General features: G+C 68.7%; 22 protein-coding genes. 10 read left to right on the forward strand and 12 right to left on the reverse strand.

Annotated features, from left to right (window positions below):
- Window positions 1-6 precede the first annotated feature (6 nt).
- Window positions 7-1,068: a serine hydrolase domain-containing protein gene (locus ATCM_RS10340; protein WP_132866131.1), complete on the forward strand. Its 1,062-nt coding sequence runs from the start codon at window positions 7-9 to the stop codon at window positions 1,066-1,068.
- A complete protein-coding gene (locus ATCM_RS10345) occupies window positions 1,065-1,457 on the forward strand; it encodes a VOC family protein (protein ID WP_132864450.1) in 393 nt (130 codons plus the stop codon). The genes ATCM_RS10340 and ATCM_RS10345 overlap by 4 nt, the downstream gene beginning before the upstream one ends.
- A 76-nt stretch (window positions 1,458-1,533) precedes the next feature.
- On the opposite strand, the gene ATCM_RS10350 is transcribed toward ATCM_RS10345, so the two are convergent.
- From ATCM_RS10350 to thpR, 4 genes are all read right to left on the reverse strand, one after another.
- Window positions 1,534-2,880 carry an AcvB/VirJ family lysyl-phosphatidylglycerol hydrolase gene (locus ATCM_RS10350; RefSeq protein ID WP_132864451.1) on the reverse strand — a complete coding sequence of 449 codons (1,347 nt, stop codon included), beginning with the start codon at window positions 2,878-2,880 and terminating at the stop codon, window positions 1,534-1,536.
- A 60-nt stretch (window positions 2,881-2,940) separates the two neighbouring features.
- Window positions 2,941-3,123, reverse strand: a complete 183-nt coding sequence (locus ATCM_RS10355; protein WP_132864452.1) for an oxidoreductase-like domain-containing protein — start codon at window positions 3,121-3,123, stop codon at window positions 2,941-2,943.
- Between the two features lie 58 nt (window positions 3,124-3,181).
- Window positions 3,182-3,781, reverse strand: coding sequence for a hypothetical protein (locus ATCM_RS10360; RefSeq protein WP_132864453.1), 600 nt, complete (start codon window positions 3,779-3,781; stop codon window positions 3,182-3,184).
- 148 nt (window positions 3,782-3,929) lie between these two features.
- On the reverse strand, window positions 3,930-4,517 hold the full coding sequence (gene thpR / locus ATCM_RS10365) for an RNA 2',3'-cyclic phosphodiesterase (protein ID WP_132864454.1): 588 nt from the start codon (window positions 4,515-4,517) through the stop codon (window positions 3,930-3,932).
- Between the two features lie 298 nt (window positions 4,518-4,815).
- On the opposite strand from thpR, the gene ATCM_RS10370 reads away from it, so the two are divergent.
- On the forward strand, window positions 4,816-6,012 hold the full coding sequence (locus ATCM_RS10370) for a transglutaminase domain-containing protein (protein WP_132864455.1): 1,197 nt from the start codon (window positions 4,816-4,818) through the stop codon (window positions 6,010-6,012).
- A 1-nt stretch (window position 6,013) separates the two neighbouring features.
- On the opposite strand, the gene ATCM_RS10375 is transcribed toward ATCM_RS10370, so the two are convergent.
- The gene (locus ATCM_RS10375; protein WP_132864456.1) at window positions 6,014-6,346 is read right to left on the reverse strand and encodes a zinc ribbon domain-containing protein YjdM; all 333 of its coding nucleotides are present in this window, start codon (window positions 6,344-6,346) and stop codon (window positions 6,014-6,016) included.
- A 195-nt stretch (window positions 6,347-6,541) separates the two neighbouring features.
- On the opposite strand from ATCM_RS10375, the gene ATCM_RS10380 reads away from it, so the two are divergent.
- A complete protein-coding gene (locus ATCM_RS10380) occupies window positions 6,542-7,903 on the forward strand; it encodes an Hsp70 family protein (RefSeq protein ID WP_132864457.1) in 1,362 nt (453 codons plus the stop codon).
- A gap of 109 nt (window positions 7,904-8,012) precedes the next feature.
- On the opposite strand, the gene ATCM_RS10385 is transcribed toward ATCM_RS10380, so the two are convergent.
- From ATCM_RS10385 to ATCM_RS10395, 3 genes are read right to left on the reverse strand one after another with little or no spacing between them, the layout of a single operon-like run.
- Window positions 8,013-8,906: a DUF4097 family beta strand repeat-containing protein gene (locus tag ATCM_RS10385; protein ID WP_132864458.1), complete on the reverse strand. Its 894-nt coding sequence runs from the start codon at window positions 8,904-8,906 to the stop codon at window positions 8,013-8,015.
- Between the two features lie 11 nt (window positions 8,907-8,917).
- Complete coding sequence (locus ATCM_RS10390; RefSeq protein WP_132864459.1) at window positions 8,918-9,457, reverse strand: hypothetical protein; 540 nt, start codon at window positions 9,455-9,457, stop codon at window positions 8,918-8,920.
- Window positions 9,457-10,032 carry a sigma-70 family RNA polymerase sigma factor gene (locus tag ATCM_RS10395; protein WP_132864460.1) on the reverse strand — a complete coding sequence of 192 codons (576 nt, stop codon included), beginning with the start codon at window positions 10,030-10,032 and terminating at the stop codon, window positions 9,457-9,459. The genes ATCM_RS10390 and ATCM_RS10395 overlap by 1 nt, the downstream gene beginning before the upstream one ends.
- Before the next feature lie 125 nt (window positions 10,033-10,157).
- Here ATCM_RS10395 and ATCM_RS10400 point away from each other — a divergent pair, with 125 nt between their 5' ends.
- The 4 genes from ATCM_RS10400 (at window position 10,158) to ATCM_RS10415 (ending at window position 14,099) form a co-directional block, all read left to right on the forward strand.
- Window positions 10,158-11,423: an ectonucleotide pyrophosphatase/phosphodiesterase gene (locus tag ATCM_RS10400; protein ID WP_132864461.1), complete on the forward strand. Its 1,266-nt coding sequence runs from the start codon at window positions 10,158-10,160 to the stop codon at window positions 11,421-11,423.
- 34 nt (window positions 11,424-11,457) lie between these two features.
- Window positions 11,458-12,042 (forward strand): mechanosensitive ion channel family protein, encoded by a 585-nt coding sequence (locus tag ATCM_RS10405; RefSeq protein ID WP_207911801.1) that lies wholly within the window; start codon window positions 11,458-11,460, stop codon window positions 12,040-12,042.
- A gap of 187 nt (window positions 12,043-12,229) precedes the next feature.
- Window positions 12,230-13,486 (forward strand): sugar transporter, encoded by a 1,257-nt coding sequence (locus tag ATCM_RS10410; RefSeq protein WP_132864463.1) that lies wholly within the window; start codon window positions 12,230-12,232, stop codon window positions 13,484-13,486.
- A 109-nt stretch (window positions 13,487-13,595) separates the two neighbouring features.
- On the forward strand, window positions 13,596-14,099 hold the full coding sequence (locus tag ATCM_RS10415; protein WP_165931165.1) for a GNAT family N-acetyltransferase: 504 nt from the start codon (window positions 13,596-13,598) through the stop codon (window positions 14,097-14,099).
- Window positions 14,100-14,120: 21 nt separating this feature from the next.
- On the opposite strand, the gene ATCM_RS10420 is transcribed toward ATCM_RS10415, so the two are convergent.
- Entirely contained in the window at window positions 14,121-14,387 is a 267-nt protein-coding gene (locus tag ATCM_RS10420; protein WP_132864465.1) for a DksA/TraR family C4-type zinc finger protein, read from the reverse strand.
- A gap of 75 nt (window positions 14,388-14,462) precedes the next feature.
- Window positions 14,463-15,017: a DUF2058 domain-containing protein gene (locus ATCM_RS10425; protein WP_132864466.1), complete on the reverse strand. Its 555-nt coding sequence runs from the start codon at window positions 15,015-15,017 to the stop codon at window positions 14,463-14,465.
- 75 nt (window positions 15,018-15,092) lie between these two features.
- On the opposite strand from ATCM_RS10425, the gene ATCM_RS10430 reads away from it, so the two are divergent.
- Together ATCM_RS10430 and ATCM_RS10435 are read left to right on the forward strand one after the other, a co-directional pair.
- Entirely contained in the window at window positions 15,093-15,590 is a 498-nt protein-coding gene (locus ATCM_RS10430; protein WP_132864467.1) for a M48 family metallopeptidase, read from the forward strand.
- A gap of 64 nt (window positions 15,591-15,654) precedes the next feature.
- Window positions 15,655-16,365 (forward strand): RNA pseudouridine synthase, encoded by a 711-nt coding sequence (locus ATCM_RS10435; RefSeq protein ID WP_132864468.1) that lies wholly within the window; start codon window positions 15,655-15,657, stop codon window positions 16,363-16,365.
- 81 nt (window positions 16,366-16,446) lie between these two features.
- On the opposite strand, the gene ATCM_RS10440 is transcribed toward ATCM_RS10435, so the two are convergent.
- A complete protein-coding gene (locus ATCM_RS10440; protein WP_132864469.1) occupies window positions 16,447-16,884 on the reverse strand; it encodes a ClpXP protease specificity-enhancing factor in 438 nt (145 codons plus the stop codon).
- An 81-nt stretch (window positions 16,885-16,965) separates the two neighbouring features.
- Window positions 16,966-17,601: a glutathione S-transferase N-terminal domain-containing protein gene (locus ATCM_RS10445; RefSeq protein ID WP_132864470.1), complete on the reverse strand. Its 636-nt coding sequence runs from the start codon at window positions 17,599-17,601 to the stop codon at window positions 16,966-16,968.
- Window positions 17,602-17,609: the final 8 nt, after the last annotated feature.

A 17,609-nucleotide genomic window follows, 5' to 3' on the forward strand; every position in this document is an offset into this window, starting at 1 on the left:
CGCTGGATGTACCGACTCGCCCCGCTGTGCCTGTCCGCGTTGTCCAGCCTGGCCATGGCCGCCCCGCCGGTGACGCCGCCGGACCCGGGCATCGACGCGCTGCTGCAACGCTACGACGGGCAGGTTCCAGGTGCCGCGGTGCTGGTGCTGAAGGACGGGCAGCCGGTGTTCCGGCGCGGCTACGGCCTGGCGGTGGTCGAGGACGGCACGCCGGTTTCGCCGACCAGCAACTTCCGCCTGGCCTCGGTCAGCAAGCAGTTCACTGCCGCGGCGATCCTGCTGCTGGCCGAGGACGGCACGCTCACCCTGGACGACCCGGTGAAGAAGTGGCTGCCGAGCCTGCCGGCGGTCGCCGACACGATCACCCTGCGCCACCTGCTCATCCACGCCAGCGGGCTGATCGACTACGAAGACCTGATGGACCCGGCCGACACCCGCCAGGTGCATGACATCGACGTGCTGCACCTGCTGGAAAAGGAAAACCGCACCTACTTCGCGCCCGGCAACGGCTACCGCTACAGCAACGGCGGCTACGCGCTGCTGGCGCTGGTGGTGGGCAAGGCCTCGGGCAGCGACTTCGCCAGCTTCCTGCGCCAACGCATCTTCCTGCCGCTGGGCATGACCCACACCCTTGCCCACCAGGACGGCGTCGACGACGTGCCCAACCGTGCCTACGGCTACAGCGAGATCGACGGCCGCTGGGAACGTACCGACCAGAGCACCACCAGCGCGGTGCTCGGCGACGGCGGCATCTATTCGTCCATCGACGACCTGGCCAAGTGGGATGCCGCGCTCTACGACGAGCGCCTGTTGCGCCGCAGCTCGCTGCAGCAGGCCTTCAGCCCGGCCAACAGGACCGACGAACCGGACGCGCCGTACTACGGCTTCGGCTGGCGCATCAACGGCCAGGCGCTGTGGCACAGCGGCGAGAGCATCGGCTTCCGCAACGTCATCGTGCGCTACCCCGCGCAGAAGCTGACGGTGATCATGCTCACCAACCGCAACGCACCGGAGCCCTACGCCATGGCCATCGACATCGCCCGCCGCTGGCTGGACGCCGCGCGATGACGCTGCTGGCCGGCATCCACCACGTCGCGGTCATCGCCTCGGACTACGCACGTTCGCGCGACTTCTACACGCGCATCCTGGGCCTGCAGGTGATCGCCGAGAACCACCGCCCGCAGCGGGATTCCTGGAAGCTGGACCTGCGCCTGCCCGACGGCAGCCAGCTGGAGCTGTTCTCCTTCCCCAACCCGCCGGCGCGCCCCAGCCGCCCCGAAGCCCGCGGCCTGCGCCACCTGGCGTTCCGTGTGGATGCCCTGGATGCAGTGGTCGCCCACCTGCAGTCCGAAGGCGTGGCCTGCGAGCCGATCCGCGTGGACGAATACACCGGCCGCCGTTTCACCTTTTTCGCCGACCCGGACGAGCTGCCGCTGGAGTTGTACGAAACCGCGTAAGCGCGGCCAGGACATCGGCTTCGCGCCTGAAGGCGCTGCTACCGCAGGAGCGGCCTTGGCCGCGAAGCCGAAAGCGTCACCGCCCGTCCTGCAACCGCTGCAGGATCACCTTCGCCAACGTGGCGTAGTCCCCTTCGAAATGGTGATCGCCCGGCAGCTTGACCACCTGCGCGGTGCCGGCCGGCAGCTTGGGGCACAACGCATCGTCGTCGTCCTCTCCGTATACGCACAGGGTACGGGCCGCCGGCAGCTTGCGCACTTCCGGGGCAATCGGCAGGCCATCATCGCCGCCGCCACCGATCCAGTTGCTGACATGGAATTCATAGTCAGCGCGTTCGCCGACCGACAGCAACGCCGTCATTCGCATGGTCTGCGCCGTGCTGGCCGGTAACAGGTTGATCGCTGCGGGAAGCACGTCCGCGCCCTGCGAGAAACCAATGAACACCACGTTCGGACGCTGCCATTGAGCCGCGTAGTGGCGAACGATGCGGTCCAGGTCCACGGCGAACCCGGCCGGCGTGCGCTCGCTCCAGAAGTAGCGCAGCGAATCCACGCCAACCACCGGGACATTGGCCGCGGCCAAGGCGCCGGCCACGTCCTTGTCCAGCCCCGCCCAGCCACCATCACCGGAGACGAAAACCGCAAAGGTGTCGCCCGTGCCGGCAGCCGGCACCTCGACCAAGGGCAGCCCATCCAGATCGTGCGGCACCGGTGGCAGGCTCACACCATGCTGCGCGCCCAGCACCCGCACCACCGCGCGCTCGCCCGGCAAGGCGCTGCCTGTCCGGGTGCGTTGGAAGCTGCGCGCCCACGGAACCTCCTTGAGGAAACCGTCCACCGCGGCCACCGTGCAGGCCTTGCCCGCACCGCTGGCGGCCAGCCACGGGAACCGCAACGGCTGCGGCTGAAGGTCACGGCCGTGGATCGCATCGCCGCAGATCATCGTGGCGTTGCGCAACTGCGGGCAGAAGTCTTCGGTGAGCAGGCCAGCGAATACCTGCGGCTCGGCCTGGGTGGCCACCGCATAGGCCAGCGCCGCGCCCTCACCATCCCCGCCGAGGATCGGCAGGTGGTAGGTCGGGACTTTCAGGTAGGCCTGCACATAACGCGAGAAGTTCTCGACATCACCGGCCGAGAAGCCGCACTTGCCCCCTTCCTTGGCCAGTACCCGGTACAGGTGGGCGGCATCGACATCCACCACCATCGCACCGTCGGCGCGCAGCGCCTCCAGCCGCGCACTATGCCCGGCGGGATCCCCCGCGCCGGCGAACCACAGCACCACGCGCTGTGGCGCACCCTCCGGCAGGTACACCGGCACCTGCTCGAACCGGCCATGACTGACACGCTCCAACGCCGAAGCCGACGCCGGCAACGCGCACAACGCCAGCGCAAGGGCTGCCACACCCACCCGTGCACGCACCATCAATGTTCACTCCCCATGGGACCGCGACAGACTACGCCTGTCCGCGTCGGAAACCTGTGCCTATTCGGTGGCGTCCGGGTGCCGCTGCTTCCAGGCCCCCAGCCGCTGCCGGTACTGGGCCAGCTCGTCGGCATACAGGTCCAGCACGCACAGCGGGCAGCCACTGCCGCAGCATTCATTGGGGCCAGGGGCTTCGGGCGGCTGCGGCCGCGGATCGGGGTCGGGAAGTACGTCGGGGCTCATCACTTCGGCCGCCAGCGGCGGCGATCAAACGGTGGCCATAGTCTAGCCAATCGTCGGTTCAGGCCGTGGCCCGGCGCAGGTTGGCACGCGCCGCCGCGTCATAGCGTTCATGGAAGAAGTCGCTGAAGAAGATCCGCGGCTGGGCCAGCACGCCCTTGAGGAACCGGCGCCGGTTGAGCCGGAACAGGAAGCCGGGCACCTTGCCCGCGTACTCCTCGGCGATGCCCCGGTCATAGGCATCGAACACCGCCGGCGGTGCCCCCAGGATCGCCATGTCGCTGTCCAGGAACAGGGCCGCATCGGCGTCCAGGTCCTCTGCCCGCAACTTGCCGTGGCGTGCGGTCAGCGCGATCAGCTCGGCCACGCGGTCGCCATCGATGCCCGCATCCGGCAGCCAGCGTTCTATCGCATCCACCGCCAGCTGCGCCGAGCGCTGCTCGTTGTCGCCGCGCCCGGCTTCATAGATGGCATCGTGGTAGAGCACGGCCAGCGCCACCTCGACCGGCTGCTGCCAGCCCGGTCCAACCGCGACGTCGTGATAGTGCTGCAGCAACGCCTGCACATGGCCGAAGTTGTGATACGCCCGCGGCGGCCGCGCGTAGGCGGCTTCAAGCTCGGCCCATTGCCGGGGAGGCACGGTCAGCGGCAGAGTGTCCATGCGCGCATCCTGCCCGAGTACACCCGATCCGTGAAGCATGCCCGCGCGTTGCCGGGCAGACCCGGGCGCCGCGATGACGGCCGGGATTCCGGTACGGCGGCGGTCTCCACGATGGCGGGCAGGCCGGCGCCAGGTGTCGCTGCCGCGATCACCCCAACTGCCAGCGGCCTTCCAACTGGTAGCGGCTCTGGCCCAGGAAACTGCGGATCAGCACGAATTCGCGCACGAACCAGCGCAGCGGCTGCACCGGCTGCACCGGCATGCGACGCCGGTCATACAGCAGGGTCATGTGCGGGGTGAAGCGCGGGTTGGCCTTGGCCCCCACGCTCTGCAGGCAGCGCGCCAACTCGGCGTGCAGGTCACCCAGCAGCTCGGCGCCGTATTCGCTCTGCAGCACGAACGGGTTCTGGTGGTTGCCGGCGAAGCTGCCCACCTGGTCGAAGCAGACCTCGAATTCCGGGGCCTGCACCCGGCTGGCGGCCTGGCGCACCCGGGCCAGCAGGCTCGGTGGCAGGCCGGCATAGTCGCCGATGTGGTGCAGGGTGACGTGCAGCCGCTCGGTGTCCAGCGGGCGCCCTTCCAGCCCGTGTTCGTCACGCAGCCCTTCGGCCAGCTCGGAGATCCGCTCGGCGGTGAGCGGATCCGGCAGCACCGCGAAGAACAGGCGCTCGGTCGGGATGTCACTGCCAATGCCCAGCGAAAGCTGTGCCTGGTCAGAGGGAAGGAACTTCTTCATGGATTCGCGCTGGAAGCCGCCGGCCGGAGCCGTCTGTGGCGGAGGCCGATACTGACTGGGGCCGCGGATACTAGCAGACCCCGCCGGTCGCCGGGACCGCCGCGCGCCTCCACTGCGCGGTGCGATGGACAAAAACTCGCCACCGTCGCCAGACCCCCGTCCCCCGGGGGCTGCCACGGGTTATCCACATGTTTGCCCGGCGCTGGTCCACATGCGCTGTGGATCACGCCAAATACACTTCCACCCCGCCTCCAGAGGCATACACTGGGGCGGCCGCAGCAACCTCCAGGTGGTCGCCATGATCGGTTGGAACGCTTTGACCCTGCTCGCCGCCACAACCCTGGCCCCGCCGCCGCAGGCCCCGGTCCTGCCCGCACAGGAGATCCCCACGCCCGCCCAGATCATGGAAATCCCGCCGGACGTGAAGGCGGTGCTCCAGGAACAGGTGATCCGCGCCAGCAACTCGCCGGAACGGCGCCTGCAGCGGCTGGTCGAACTGGTATTCCAGCCGACCGAACTCGGGCTGGAATACGACACCGAGGCCACCCTCACCGTGGCCGAGACCTGGCGGCTGCGACGTGCCAACTGCCTGTCCTTCACCCTGCTGTTCGTCGCCATGGCCCGCGAGATCGGGCTGGAAGCGCGCATGCAGGAAGTCGGTCAGGTGATGACCTGGTACGAGAACCAGGGGCTGATCTTCAATGCCGGGCACGTCAACGTCGGGCTGCGCGTGGATGGGCGCATGGCCACGCTGGACCTGGACCGCAACGTGCTCTACGACGCACGCGGCCCACAGCCGATCTCCGACGCGCGGGCGCTGGCGCACTTCTACAACAACCGCGGTGCCGAGCAGCTGGCGGCGCATGACTACACCACCGCACGCCGCTACTTTGAAGCGGCCCTGGCAATGGACCCCCGCTTCGTCTCGGCGATGAACAACCTCGGCGTGCTGGAAACACGCAGCAACAACGACCAGGCCGCTGCCCGCGATTTCGATGCCGCCCTGGCCATCAACCGCATGCACCCGGCCGCGCTGCACAACGCCGCCTACCTCTACCAACGCGTGGGCGACACCCGGCACGCTGCACTGCTGCGCGAGCGCCTGGAGCGCTCGCGCAAGCGCGACCCGTTCTACCAGTTCATGCAGGGCGTGCTTGCCGAGCGTGCCGGCAACTACCCGCAGGCCTCCCATTTCTACCGTGCCGCGATCGACCTGTACCCGCGGGCGCACCAGTTCCATTTCGGGCTGGCACGCACCTATTTCCTGACCGGCAACAACCGCCAGGCCGAGCGCGAGATGACGCGCGCACGCGCATTGGGCGGGACCAACGAAGTGCGCGCGATCTACCAGGCCAAGCTGGACAGCCTGCGACGGCTGGACCCCCGCCATGCCGTGCGCGACAGCCGGCCAAACGGCCTACCGCCCTTGCCGGCGCCGGCAATCATCCAGCAGCACCTGCGTGGCGAACCGACGGGCAGCCGCGACTGGCGTTGAATCAGGCCTTGCGCAGGAAGCAGGTCTTCAGCACCAGCCCCTTGATCTTGTCCGAGTTGCCTTCGATGTGCTCGGCGTCGTCCTCGACCAGGCGGATGTTGCGGATCACCGTGCCCTGCTTGAGCGGGATCGACGAGCCCTTGACCTTGAGGTCCTTGATCACGGTGACGGTGTCACCGGCCAGCAGCACGTTGCCGTTGCTGTCGCGGACCACCACCGCATCGGCCTGCGCTTCGCCGGGCGTCCACTCATGGCCGCAATCGGCGCAGATCCACAGGGCGCCGTCCGGATAGACGTTCGGCTGCGAACACTGGGGGCAGGAAGAAACGGGCATAGTGGCTCCAGCAATGCGTAAAAGACCGCCTATTGTAGCCTTTCGCACCTGCCCGCCCGGCCTGACGCGGGAACGCCTGCATGGCCGCACTGGCGCGTGAACGTCGGCCGCCCGGGGCCGCACCGTGAAATCTGCGGTGCCGGCCGGCGTAGTACAGTGCGCGGCCGATTCAACCGCACGCCCCCCGGACGCTCCATGAAACTCGGCATCGACTTCGGCACCAGCAACTCGGCGGCTGCCGCCCATATCGACGGCAAGGTGGTCCCGGTCCATTTTGGCGACGCCCTGCAGTTCCGCACCACGGTGTACTTCCCCGAGGTGATGCGCGACCCCAACGATTTCGAACTCACCCCGGCGCTGGAACAGCAGCTCGAAGCCCTGGTCGAGTCCGGCCGCCGCGATGCCCGCAGCGCCGGCACCGACCGCAGCCCCGCGCAACTGCGCGCGGATGCGCTGCGCGTGGTGCGCCGGCAGTGGATGGAAGAACGCATCCGCGAACCGCAAAGCTCCACCACCCTGCTGCAGAACGCGGTCTACGGTGACGACGCGCTGGAGGCCTACTTCGAGGAGAACGAAGGCAACCTGGTGCAGAGCCCGAAATCAATGCTCGGCTACAACCTGCACCCGCGCGCCAGGCAGACCATCACCGGCATTGCCACGCACATCCTCGAGCACATCCGCCTGACAGCGTCCCGGCAGCTCGGCCAGAACGTGCGCAGCGCCCTGCTCGGCCGCCCGGTGCAGTTCCGCAGCTCGATCGGCGAGGCCGGCAACGACCAGGCGCTGGAGATCCTGCGCAGCGCGGCCCTGGCCGCCGGGTTCGACGAGGTGGACTTCCTCGAGGAGCCGGCCGCTGCGGCAATGCACTACCACGCCGTCAGCGATCAACGCCATGAGGCGGTGATCGTCGACGTCGGCGGCGGCACCACCGACATCGCCCATGCCAGCGTCGGCGGCGACACGCCGCCACGGATCCACCGCGCCTGGGGCATCGCGCGCGGCGGCACCGACATCGACCTTGCGCTGAGCCTGGCCGCCTACATGCCGCTGTTCGGCCGCGGCATCACCCGCGTGCCGACCCATCACTACGTGGAGGCGGCGATGGTGCAGGACACACCGCGCCAACGTGAGTTCCGCCAGCACAACTACGATGCGGTCGATGCCCCCTACGGGCCGCGCCTGCAGGCATTGCAGGACACCGGCAACACCGCGCGCCTGTACCGCGCGGTGGAGCAATGCAAGATCGCGCTGAGCAGCACCGACTCGCACGCCAGCACGTTGTCCTTCATCGAAGCCGGTTTATCGGTGGAAACCGATGCGCCCCATCTGGGCAATGCCGCCGGCGGTTATCTGGGTGAACTGGAAGCGCTGCTGGCGCAGGTCCGGCAGGACATCGGCCACGAGCCGGCAGCGGTGTTCCTGACCGGCGGCATGTCACGCGCCGGCTACATCCAGCGCGCGGCCGCAGCGGCCTTCCCGAATGCCACGCTGGTCCACGGCGACCCGTCGTTCGGCGTGGTGCAGGGCCTGGCGTTGGCGGCCACCAGCGCCCCGTAGGAGCGCCCTCCCGGCGTGAAGCCGGTGCTCGACACCCCCCGCATGAACCGCGGTGATGCACCGGCGCCGTGCCGCGGTTTCGCGGCCGGGACTGTTCCCGCCCGGACCGTCAGCGGTCGCCCAGCCTCACCCGCACGCTGCCCGAGTGCGAGCTGATGCTGATGTCACCATCACCGCCGCCCAGGCGGGTTTCCAGGCTGCGCCCCGGGCCGTACTGCGGGCGCTCCACCGTGCCGACGTCGGACTGGATGCTGCCGCTGAAGCTGTTCGCCTTCAGCTGCGCCGAGGTGCGTGCGGGCAAGGTCAGCGAAACCCCGCCGCTGACCGTCTGCAGGTTGATCCGGCCACCCGGTGCCAGGCCGGCGCTGCGCACGCCCAGGCTGCCGGACACGGTTTCGGCAGTGAGCCGCTGTACCGCACTCAGGTTCAGGTCGATCGCACCGGACACGCTGTTGGCGCTGACCTCGCCGCCGCTGGAACCGGCCACGTTGATTTGCCCGCTGACCGTCTGCAGGTCCAGCCGGGGGGTCCGCAGTTGCGAGCGGATCGCGCCACTGACCGTGTTCAGGTCGGTTTCGCCGGCCTGGCCTTCGGCGGTGATCGAGCCACTGACCGAAGTGGCCTGCAGGCGGCGCAGGTCGACCTGGCCGACATCGATGCTGGCGCTGACCGTGCTGGCCTGCAGTTGCGCCGAACGCGGCACCCGCAGCTCCAGCACCGCGCCACGGGTATTGCGGCTGTTCTGCGGGTAGACCACCTTGAACTGCACGCGGTTGGCACTGTTCTCCACGTCCAGCCGCTGGCCGTCGCCGAGGGTGCCGGTCAACTGCACTTCGTTGCGGTCCCAGCCACGCACGGTGACCGAACCGGCGACGTTGCCCAGTTCGACCCGGCCACCACTGGACAGCGGCAGGCGTTGGTTGACCGTGCTCTGGGCGAACACGGAAGCGATCGGCGCCAGCAGCAGCGTGGCGGCCAGCAGGTTGCGCAGGGAGGCATTCATGTGGGGCTCCTTCAGGTGGATAGTCCGGTGGCCGCGAGGCCCTGCCGGGTGAGTTCAAGGCGCAGCGCGTAGGTGCGCCGCAGTTGGCCAAGCAGGAACCCGGCATGCGGGCTCTGGTCGATGGCGGTGCGGATGCTGCCGGCGCTGGCATCCAGCTCGTCCAGCGCCGGCCGCAGTTCGGCCGGCACGGTCTCGACCGGAATGGTGGCGATGGCCTGGCGGTACTCGTGGGTGATCACGTTGGCCTGCCGCTGCAGTGGCGTGTCCGTCATCGCCACCGTCGCCGGCCGACCGGGTTGCCACAGTGCGAATGTCCCCACGAATGCCAGCACGGCCGCCGCGGCCCCGGCCAGCCATGGCCAGCGTCGCACCGCACGCCGTGGGCGCGGGAGTTGCGCCGGCACCGGCAGCGGCGTCGCGCCGATGCGCGGTGCCGGCGGCGCCTGTTCCAGCTGTGCCGCGATGCGCTGCCACACCGCCGCCGAAGGCAGGCGCTCGCGCGGCAAGGCCGCCAGCTGCCGGGTCAGGTCGTCGTTGTCGTTCTCTTCCATCATGCGTCTCCAAGCCGTGCGCGCAGCAGGCCGCGCGCACGGTGCAACTGGGCCTTGGAACTGCCTACCGCCATCTCCAGTTCCTCGGCGATCTCGTGGTGTTTCCAACCTTCGATGTCATGCAGCACCAGCACGGCCCGTGCACGCGGCGGCAGCGTCTGCAGCGCGCGTTCCAAGTCCAGCCCGGTGGCATGGCAGCGCGTGACATCGGCCATGCCGGTCAGCACCTCCATCCCGCTTTCACCGATATCCAGCGACTCGAAGGCGGCACTGGCACGCAGTTCCATCAGCGCGGTGTTGACCGCCATGCGGTGCAACCAGGTGCCCAGCGCGCTTTCGAAGCGGAACTGCGGCAACTTGCGCCAGGCCAGGATGAAGGTTTCCTGCAGCACGTCCTCGGCACGCGCCGCGTTGCCGCCGCACAACCGCCAGAGCAGGGCGTTCAAGCGCGGGGCATGCCGGCGATACAGACGCTCGAAGGCATGCACGTCGCCGCCGGCGGCGGCACGGGCCAGCGCGGTGTCGTCCACGGCGGGCGGGGAAAGGCTGGCGAGGGTCACGGTGGCGTCGAGCATATCCATTGGATGCAGGGCCCGCGCAAAAGGTTTAAAGCCCATCGCGATCGGTGGCAGCCATGCTGGCGCTGGCAGCCCCCGCGCGCTTGGCCGACAATCCAGCCTCGCCTCCCTGTAGCTGTTCCATGCTCCGATCCAGCGCCCTGCTGTGCGCCGCCCTCGCCCTGGCCGGCTGTGCCAGCACCCCACCCGCCGCCGTCCGGGCACCCGCCGATGCGCCGCGCCTGCCGCTTCACGCGCAGGCACCGGTGATCCTGGTGTCCATCGATGGCTTCCGCAACGACTACCTGCAGCGTGGATTGACCCCGAACCTGTCACGCATGGCCGCCGGTGGCGCGCGTGCCGAGTACATGCGGCCGTCCTATCCCTCGATCACCTTCCCCAACCACTACACGCTGGTGACCGGGCTGCGCCCGGACCATCACGGCGTGATCGCCAACTTCATGACCGACCCGGCCATCCCCGGCGTGCGCTTCAGCATGTTCGACCCCGCCACGGTGGGCGACGAGCGCTGGTGGGACGATGGCAAGCCGCTATGGACCAGCGTGCGCGAACAGGGCGGTCGCGCCGCGGCCATGTTCTGGGTCGGCTCCGAAGCGCCGGTGCACGGCGCCCGGCCAGAGCTCTGGCGGCCGTTCGACATCGAGGTGACCTCGCAGCAGCGCGTGCAGACCGTGCTGGAATGGCTGGCACTGCCCGCCGCTGAACGCCCGCATTTCGTCACCCTGTACTTCGATCGGGTCGACACGGTGGGCCACCTGCATGGCCCGGATTCACCGCAGTTGAACCAGGCCCTGGCCGAGGTCGACCAGGCCATCGGCCAGTTGCTGCAGGGCATCCGCGCACAGGGGCTGGAAGAGCGCACCAACATCGTGGTCGCCTCCGACCACGGCATGGCCGCCACCTCGCCCGAGCAGGAGCTGTACCTGGACGACCTGGTCGACGTAAGCCGGCTGGATTTCGGCTGGACCGGCGCCTACGCCTCGTTCGACGCCCTGCCCGGTGGCGAGGCGGCCGCCCGGCAACTGCTGGCCGGCACCTACCCGCACTTCCGCTGCATGACCCGCGAACAGATTCCGGCGCGGTTCGAGTACGGCCACCATCGCCGCGTGCCGGCCTTCATCTGCATGGCCGACGTCGGCTGGCAGGTGACCACCCGCCAGGCGCAGCAACGCAAGGGCCATCGCCTCAACGGCGAGCACGGCTACGACAACACACTGCCGGAGATGCGGGCACCGTTCATCGGCCATGGCCCTGCCTTCCGGCCCGGCGTGGTGATCGCGCCGATCGACAACGTGGACCTCTATCCACTGCTGGCGCGCCTGCTCGGCATCACGCCGGCCGCCAATGATGGCCAACCCGCACACACCGCCGCGGCATTGAAGCAATGAAGGCGCGCGCAGCCATGCGCCTGCAAGGAGATTGATGATGAAGCAGTTCCTGCCACCGACCCTGCACGAATGGGTTGCACCGCTCAACACCACCCTGATGATCGTCCTGATCCTGTGCGTGGCCGCCCTGCTGCGGATGCTGGTGCGGCGCCTGTTGTCGCGGCTGGGCCGGCATTACACGCTGCCACAGCCGATCGAACTGGCGATCCGGCGGCTGTCCAACTTCATCATCTGGACCGCCACGCTGTTGACCGTGCTCAACCAGGTGGGGGTGGCCCCGTCGGTGCTGTGGACCGCGTTCACCGGCTTTGCGGCGGTCGGCGCGGTGGCATTCTTCGCGGCCTGGAGCGTGCTCTCCAACATCTTCTGCACCTTCCTGATCTTCACCACCCGCCCGTTCCGCCTGGGCGACCAGATCGAGTTGCTGGAGAACGGCGAGAAGCCCGGCCTGAAGGGCCTGGTGGTCGACATCAACCTGATCTACACCACCCTGCATGAAATCGGCGGTCCTGCCGAGGGCACCCTGATGCAGATCCCCAACAGCCTGTTCTTCCAGCGCGGCCTGCGCCGCTGGCGCACTGGCGAAACGGCGCCCACGACGATCGCCGGCGACGGCTGAGGCCCAGGCGGCGGGATGGCCCCTTGGCCATCCCGTGTCGCGGGCAGCCGACGCGCCACCGGGGCCGGCACCAAAACTGAACCCTCGGCAGCATGCGCCCGCTGCACCACAGCTTTTCGTTCATGCCGCACTGCAGCATGCGAAAATTGGCGCCATTCCCGGCCCCGCCGCTGCTGCGCCCCGCCCGATGTCCTCCCTGAACACCTCCTGCCCTGCCTCCCCGGCGGATACCCCGTCGCCCACCGCCGCGATTCCCGCCCCGCGCAGCGACCGCCAACGCTGGGCCAGCGTCATCGCACTGGCGCTGGCCGCGTTCGTGTTCAACACCAGCGAGTTCGTCCCGGTGGGCCTGCTCAGCGACATCGGCGGCAGCTTCGGCATGCCGATCGAGCACGTCGGGCTGATGCTGACCATCTATGCCTGGGTGGTGGCGCTGACCTCGCTGCCGTGCATGCTGCTGACCCGCAACCTGGACCGCCGCCGCCTGCTGCTGGGCGTGTTCGCGCTGTTCGTCGCCAGCCACGTGGTGTCGGGCATCGCCTGGAGCTATCCGGTGCTGATGGCCAGCCGCATCGGCATCGCGCTGGCGCATGCGGTGTTCTGGTCGATCACCGCCTCGCTCGCGGTGCGGGTGGCCCCCGAGGGCAAGCGCCCGCAGGCGCTGGGCCTGCTGGCCACCGGCACCTCGGTGGCGATGGTGCTGGGTATTCCACTGGGCCGGATCGTCGGCGAATGGCTGGGCTGGCGCATCACCTTCTTCGCCATTGGCGGCGTGGCGCTGCTGGTGATGGTGGTACTGGCGCGGCTGCTGCCTGCCCTGCCCAGCCAGAACAGCGGTTCGGCCAGCAGCCTGCCGGTGCTGTTGCGGCGCCCGGCGCTGGTCGCCCTGTACGTGCTGGTGATGGTGGTGGTGTCGGCGCAGTTCACCGGCTACAGCTACATCGAACCGTTTGTGCAGACCATCGGCGGCTTCGATGCCCACGTCACCACGTTGGTCCTGCTGCTGTTCGGCGGCATGGGTTTCCTCGGCAGCGTGCTGTTCTCGCGCTACGGCCTGCGCTGGCCGCGTGGCTTCCTGCTGGCGGCCATCGGCACCCTGGCCACCTGCCTGTTGTTACTGCGTACCGGCCTGACCAACGCAACGCTGCTGTACGTGCTGGTTTCGGTGTGGGGCGTGGCGATGATCTGCTTCGCGCTGTCGATGCAGTCCAAGGTGCTGCACCTGGCCGCCGATGCCACCGACGTGGCGATGGCACTGTTCTCGGGCATCTTCAACATCGGCATCGGTGCCGGTGCCTTGATCGGCAGCCAGGTCAGCCTGCACCTGGGCATGCAGCACATCGGCCTGGTCGGCGGGCTGCTGGCCAGCGCTGGCTGGTTGTGGTGCCTGTTCGCGCTGCTGCGCTGGGGGCGCAGTTTCCACCTGCCCGCCGCCGCGCCCTGAGCGCGCCGGCCTGCACGTTTCCTGCGCACCGGCTGCAGGTATGCTGGCGCCCAACCGCCCCTGCTTCCGGGGGCGTGGCATCGGGGGAGACGTGGACCAGGACATCATCTTGCGCGACGGAACGGTCGCCGACGCCGCCGCGCTCAGTGCGCTGGTCACGCCGTTGGCCCGCCATCTGCTCGACGCCGACACCGGCGCCACCGCCCACGCCTTCCTCGCCTCGCTGGCCCCGGCCAGCTTCGCCGAACGGCTGGCATCGAAGGCGTTCGCGCATTACGTGGTGGAAGACGGCAGCGGCCTGTGCGGCATGATCGCCATCCGCGAAGACAGCCATATCCACCACCTGTTCGTCAGCCGCGGTACCCGTCGGCGCGGCATCGCCCGGCAGCTGTGGGAACACGCGCTGCGCGTCCACGGCCGCCGCGAGTACACGGTCAATTCATCGGAGGTGGCGGTGCCGGTCTACGAGCGCTTCGGTTTCGTCGCCAAGGCCGCGCCACAGACGGTCAAGGGCGTGCGCTTCGTGTTGATGGAGCGCCCGCGGCTGGTCAAGCCGGTCATCCACAAGCAGTACCTCAACGCCGCGCTGTCGGACTCCCGCTCCGGGCAGTAAGCCCTCCGCCGCGCGGTGGCTTCAACGCAGCTGGCTGTCCTTGCTGCCGCGCCGGTTGTAACCGCTGTGCGCGGCTTCCTCGGCATCCAACGCCTGCTGGCAGTTGACGCACAACCGTACGCCGGGCACGGCCTTGCGCCGCGCCTCGGGAATCGGCGCCTCGCATTCCTCGCAATGGGTCAGCCCCGGGCCGCTGGGCAGGCGCCTGCGCGCACGCTTGATCGCGTCGTCGACGGTGGCATCGATCTGGTCCTGAACGGCGGTATCGCCCGCCCACCCGGTCGCCATGGCTGTTGCTCCTCGTTCGCCAACCCCTAGCGTAGCGCGGCTGGCCAAATGCCAGCACAACCGCGCCGGTTCAGCTCACCACATCAGGTCGTCGGGCACCTGGAACTGGGCGTAGTACGCGTCGTCCTCGGCATTGCCGGTGGAGATCGGGGTATCGGCGCTCTGCCCGTGGTCGAGCACGATCAGCTCGGCGGCGCGCAGGCGCACCTGTTCGGCTGCCACGCGTGGCAGCAGCTCGAAGCCCTCGCCATGACGCACGATCACCAGCGCGCCGGATGCCAGCTGCTTGCGCAGCGCCTCGCTGACCAGCAGGGTGCGGATCACCTCGCCATCGCTGAAGCGATATTCCAGCTCACCACCGCGCGCCACCTTGCGGTCACCGATGATCTGCCGGGCCTGGGCACGCAGTTCGTCGGCGCGGCGCTGCGCGTTGCGCTCGGCGGCCAGCTGGCGGTCCTTCTCTGCCTTCTCGGCGCGGGCACGGTCGGCCTCGCGCTGGCTCTCGGTCGGTGCCGCCGGGCCCTTGCCATGGCGAGCCTTGACCTGCTCGCGCGCCACCTGGGACACCTGGGATTTCTTGACCAGCCCTGCCTTGAGCAGCTGTTCCTGCAGCGGATTTGCCTTTGCCATCGTCGTGTTCGGTGTTCTGTTGCCAATGCCTGCCATGATAGCGGGCCTCCCGCCCGCAAGCCCGCACCACCGTCAATGCAACCGCTGAAGTACCTGAACGGCTACCCCGAACACCTCCAGCAGAGCGCCCGCGACCTGCTCGCGCAGGGCCGCCTGGGCGAAGTCATCCGGCGTCGCCACGACCAGCCGCATGACGTGCGCAGCGACCGCCAGCTCTACGAGTACGTGCAGGCCCTGAAGGAACGCCACCTGCGCCAGTCGGTGCCGCTGGGCAAGGTGCTGTACGACGGCAAGCTGCAGGTGATCAAGCACGCGCTGGGCCTGCATACCGCCATCTCGCGCAACCATGGCGGCAAGCTCAAGGCCAGCCGCGAAATCCGCATCGCCAGCGTGTTCCGCGAGGCGCCGGCGCCGTTCCTGCGGATGATCGTGGTGCACGAACTGGCCCACCTGAAGGAGGCTGAGCACAACAAGGCCTTCTATCAGCTGTGCCTGCACATGGAACCGGACTACCACCAGCTGGAGTTCGACCTGCGCCTGTACCTGACCGCGCTGGAGCATGAAGGCGGCTGAACCCGGCATCGCCGCCTGCCGCCGCGGGCGCTACACTCCCCGCCCGCCGTAGAGCCTTCCGCCCATGACCACGCCCATCCGCCTCGACAAACGCCTCGCCGCGCAGCTGCAGTGCTCACGCGCCCAGGCCCAGCAGTACATCGAGGGCGGCTGGGTCAGCGTGGACGGCGTGGTGGTGGAAACCCCGCAGACCCTGGTCGCCGATGAGCAGGTCAGCCTGGCCGCCGATGCCAGCACCGGGGCCGCCGAGCCGGCCACCCTGCTGTTCAACAAGCCGGCCGGCACCGACGCCGCGCAGGTGTTCGCCCTGCTGCAGGAAGCCAACCGCAGCGCCGACGACGCAAGCGGCATCCGCCTGCTGCGCCGCCATTTCCTGCGGCTGGAAGCCCCGATGCCACTGGGCGATGCCGACAATGGCCTGCTGGTACTGACCCAGGATTGGCGCGTACGCCGGTACCTGCTCGAAGCCGGCCCGTCGCTGGAGCAGGAGTTCATGGTCGATGTGGAAGGCAACGCCAGCCCGTGGACGCTGTCCCGCTTGACCCACGGCCTGCGCTACGAGGGCCGTGCCCTGCCCAGCTGCAAGGTCAGCTGGCAGAGCGAGCAACGCCTGCGCTTTGCGATCAAGGACGTGCGCCCGGGCCAGTTGCAGCACATGTGCGCGGAAGTCGGCCTGCAGGCCACCCAGGTCCGCCGGCTGCGCATCGGCCGCATCGGCCTGAGCAGGATGCCCGAGGGACAATGGCGCTACCTGGGCGCGGGTCAGCGGTTCTGACCCCACTGCTGCCGGACCGCGCGGCAATGCAAGTCACCGGTGGGCCCGACGAAAACCGCCACCTTGCGGCGGCGGGGAGGATTACTTGACCACGCGCAGGTGCGGGCGCTTGCCCGCCGGCGGTGGCGATGGCGCGTCCGGCGGCGTGGTCGGGGGCAGGTCCTCGTCCGCGGCCGGCTCGGTGCCGGGAATGTCGTCCGGCAGCGCCATGCCCTGCCCGGTCTCGCGGGCATAGACGGCCAGGATCGCCGGGATCGGCACGTACACCGGGAAGCTCACGCCGGAAAAACGCGCGGTGAAACTGACCGCATCATTGTCGATGTGCAGGCCCATCACCGCGCGCTCGGCGATGTTGAGCACCACGCGCTCTTCCTTGATCGCACTGGACGGCACCTGCACGCCCGGCACGCCGGCATCGACCATCACGTGCGGGGTCATGCCGTTGTCGTTGATCCATTCCACCAGCGCCCGCAACAGGTACGGACGGTGGCTGCTCATGCGGAAAGTTTCTTCAGTCATCGGACAAGTGTACGCGGCATTGATGCACGATCACCGCCCGCAGGCGGTGATCGATAAGTCGGCATACAGCCGCGGCAGGCCTCAGACCGGCAGTTCGCGCAGCTTCTTTTCCTGGTCGGTCAGGCTGCGGATGAAACCCGGGTTGCGGAAGATCCGGTTGCCGTAGTCCTCGATCGCCTTGCCATCCTTGGGCAACGCCACGCCCAGCGATTCCAGCCGCCAGATGATCGGCGCCATGGCGCAGTCGGCCAGGCTCATTTCCGGGTTGAGGAAGAACTTGCTGGCCTTGAACAGCGGCACCGACTGCGCCACCAGTTCCTTCAGGCGCTTGCGGCCGGCCTCGGCCTGGGTCTTGTTGCCCAGCTGGATGGCCTGCACCTGCGGCACCCAGTCATGCTCGATGCGCAGCATCGCCAGGCGCAATCGCGCGCGCGACAGCGGGTCCACCGGCATCAATGGCGGATGCGGGTAGCGCTCGTCCAGGTACTCGCTGACCACCGAAGCGGCGTACAGCACCAGCTCGCGCTCGACCAGGGTCGGCACCGAGTGATAGGGGTTCAGGTCGATCAGGTCCTCCGGCGGGTTCTGCGGATCCACCGGCACCAGATCATAGGTGACACCCTTGGCTGCAAGCACCAGCCGCACCCGGTGGCAAAGCACGTCATCGGTCGCCGAAAACAGGGTCAAGGTATTTCGCATACGCACACTCGCCGCCATCAAAAGGC

Origin of the sequence: Stenotrophomonas sp. ATCM1_4 (assembly GCF_004348115.1) — a bacterium.
Classification (GTDB): domain Bacteria; phylum Pseudomonadota; class Gammaproteobacteria; order Xanthomonadales; family Xanthomonadaceae; genus Stenotrophomonas; species Stenotrophomonas capsici.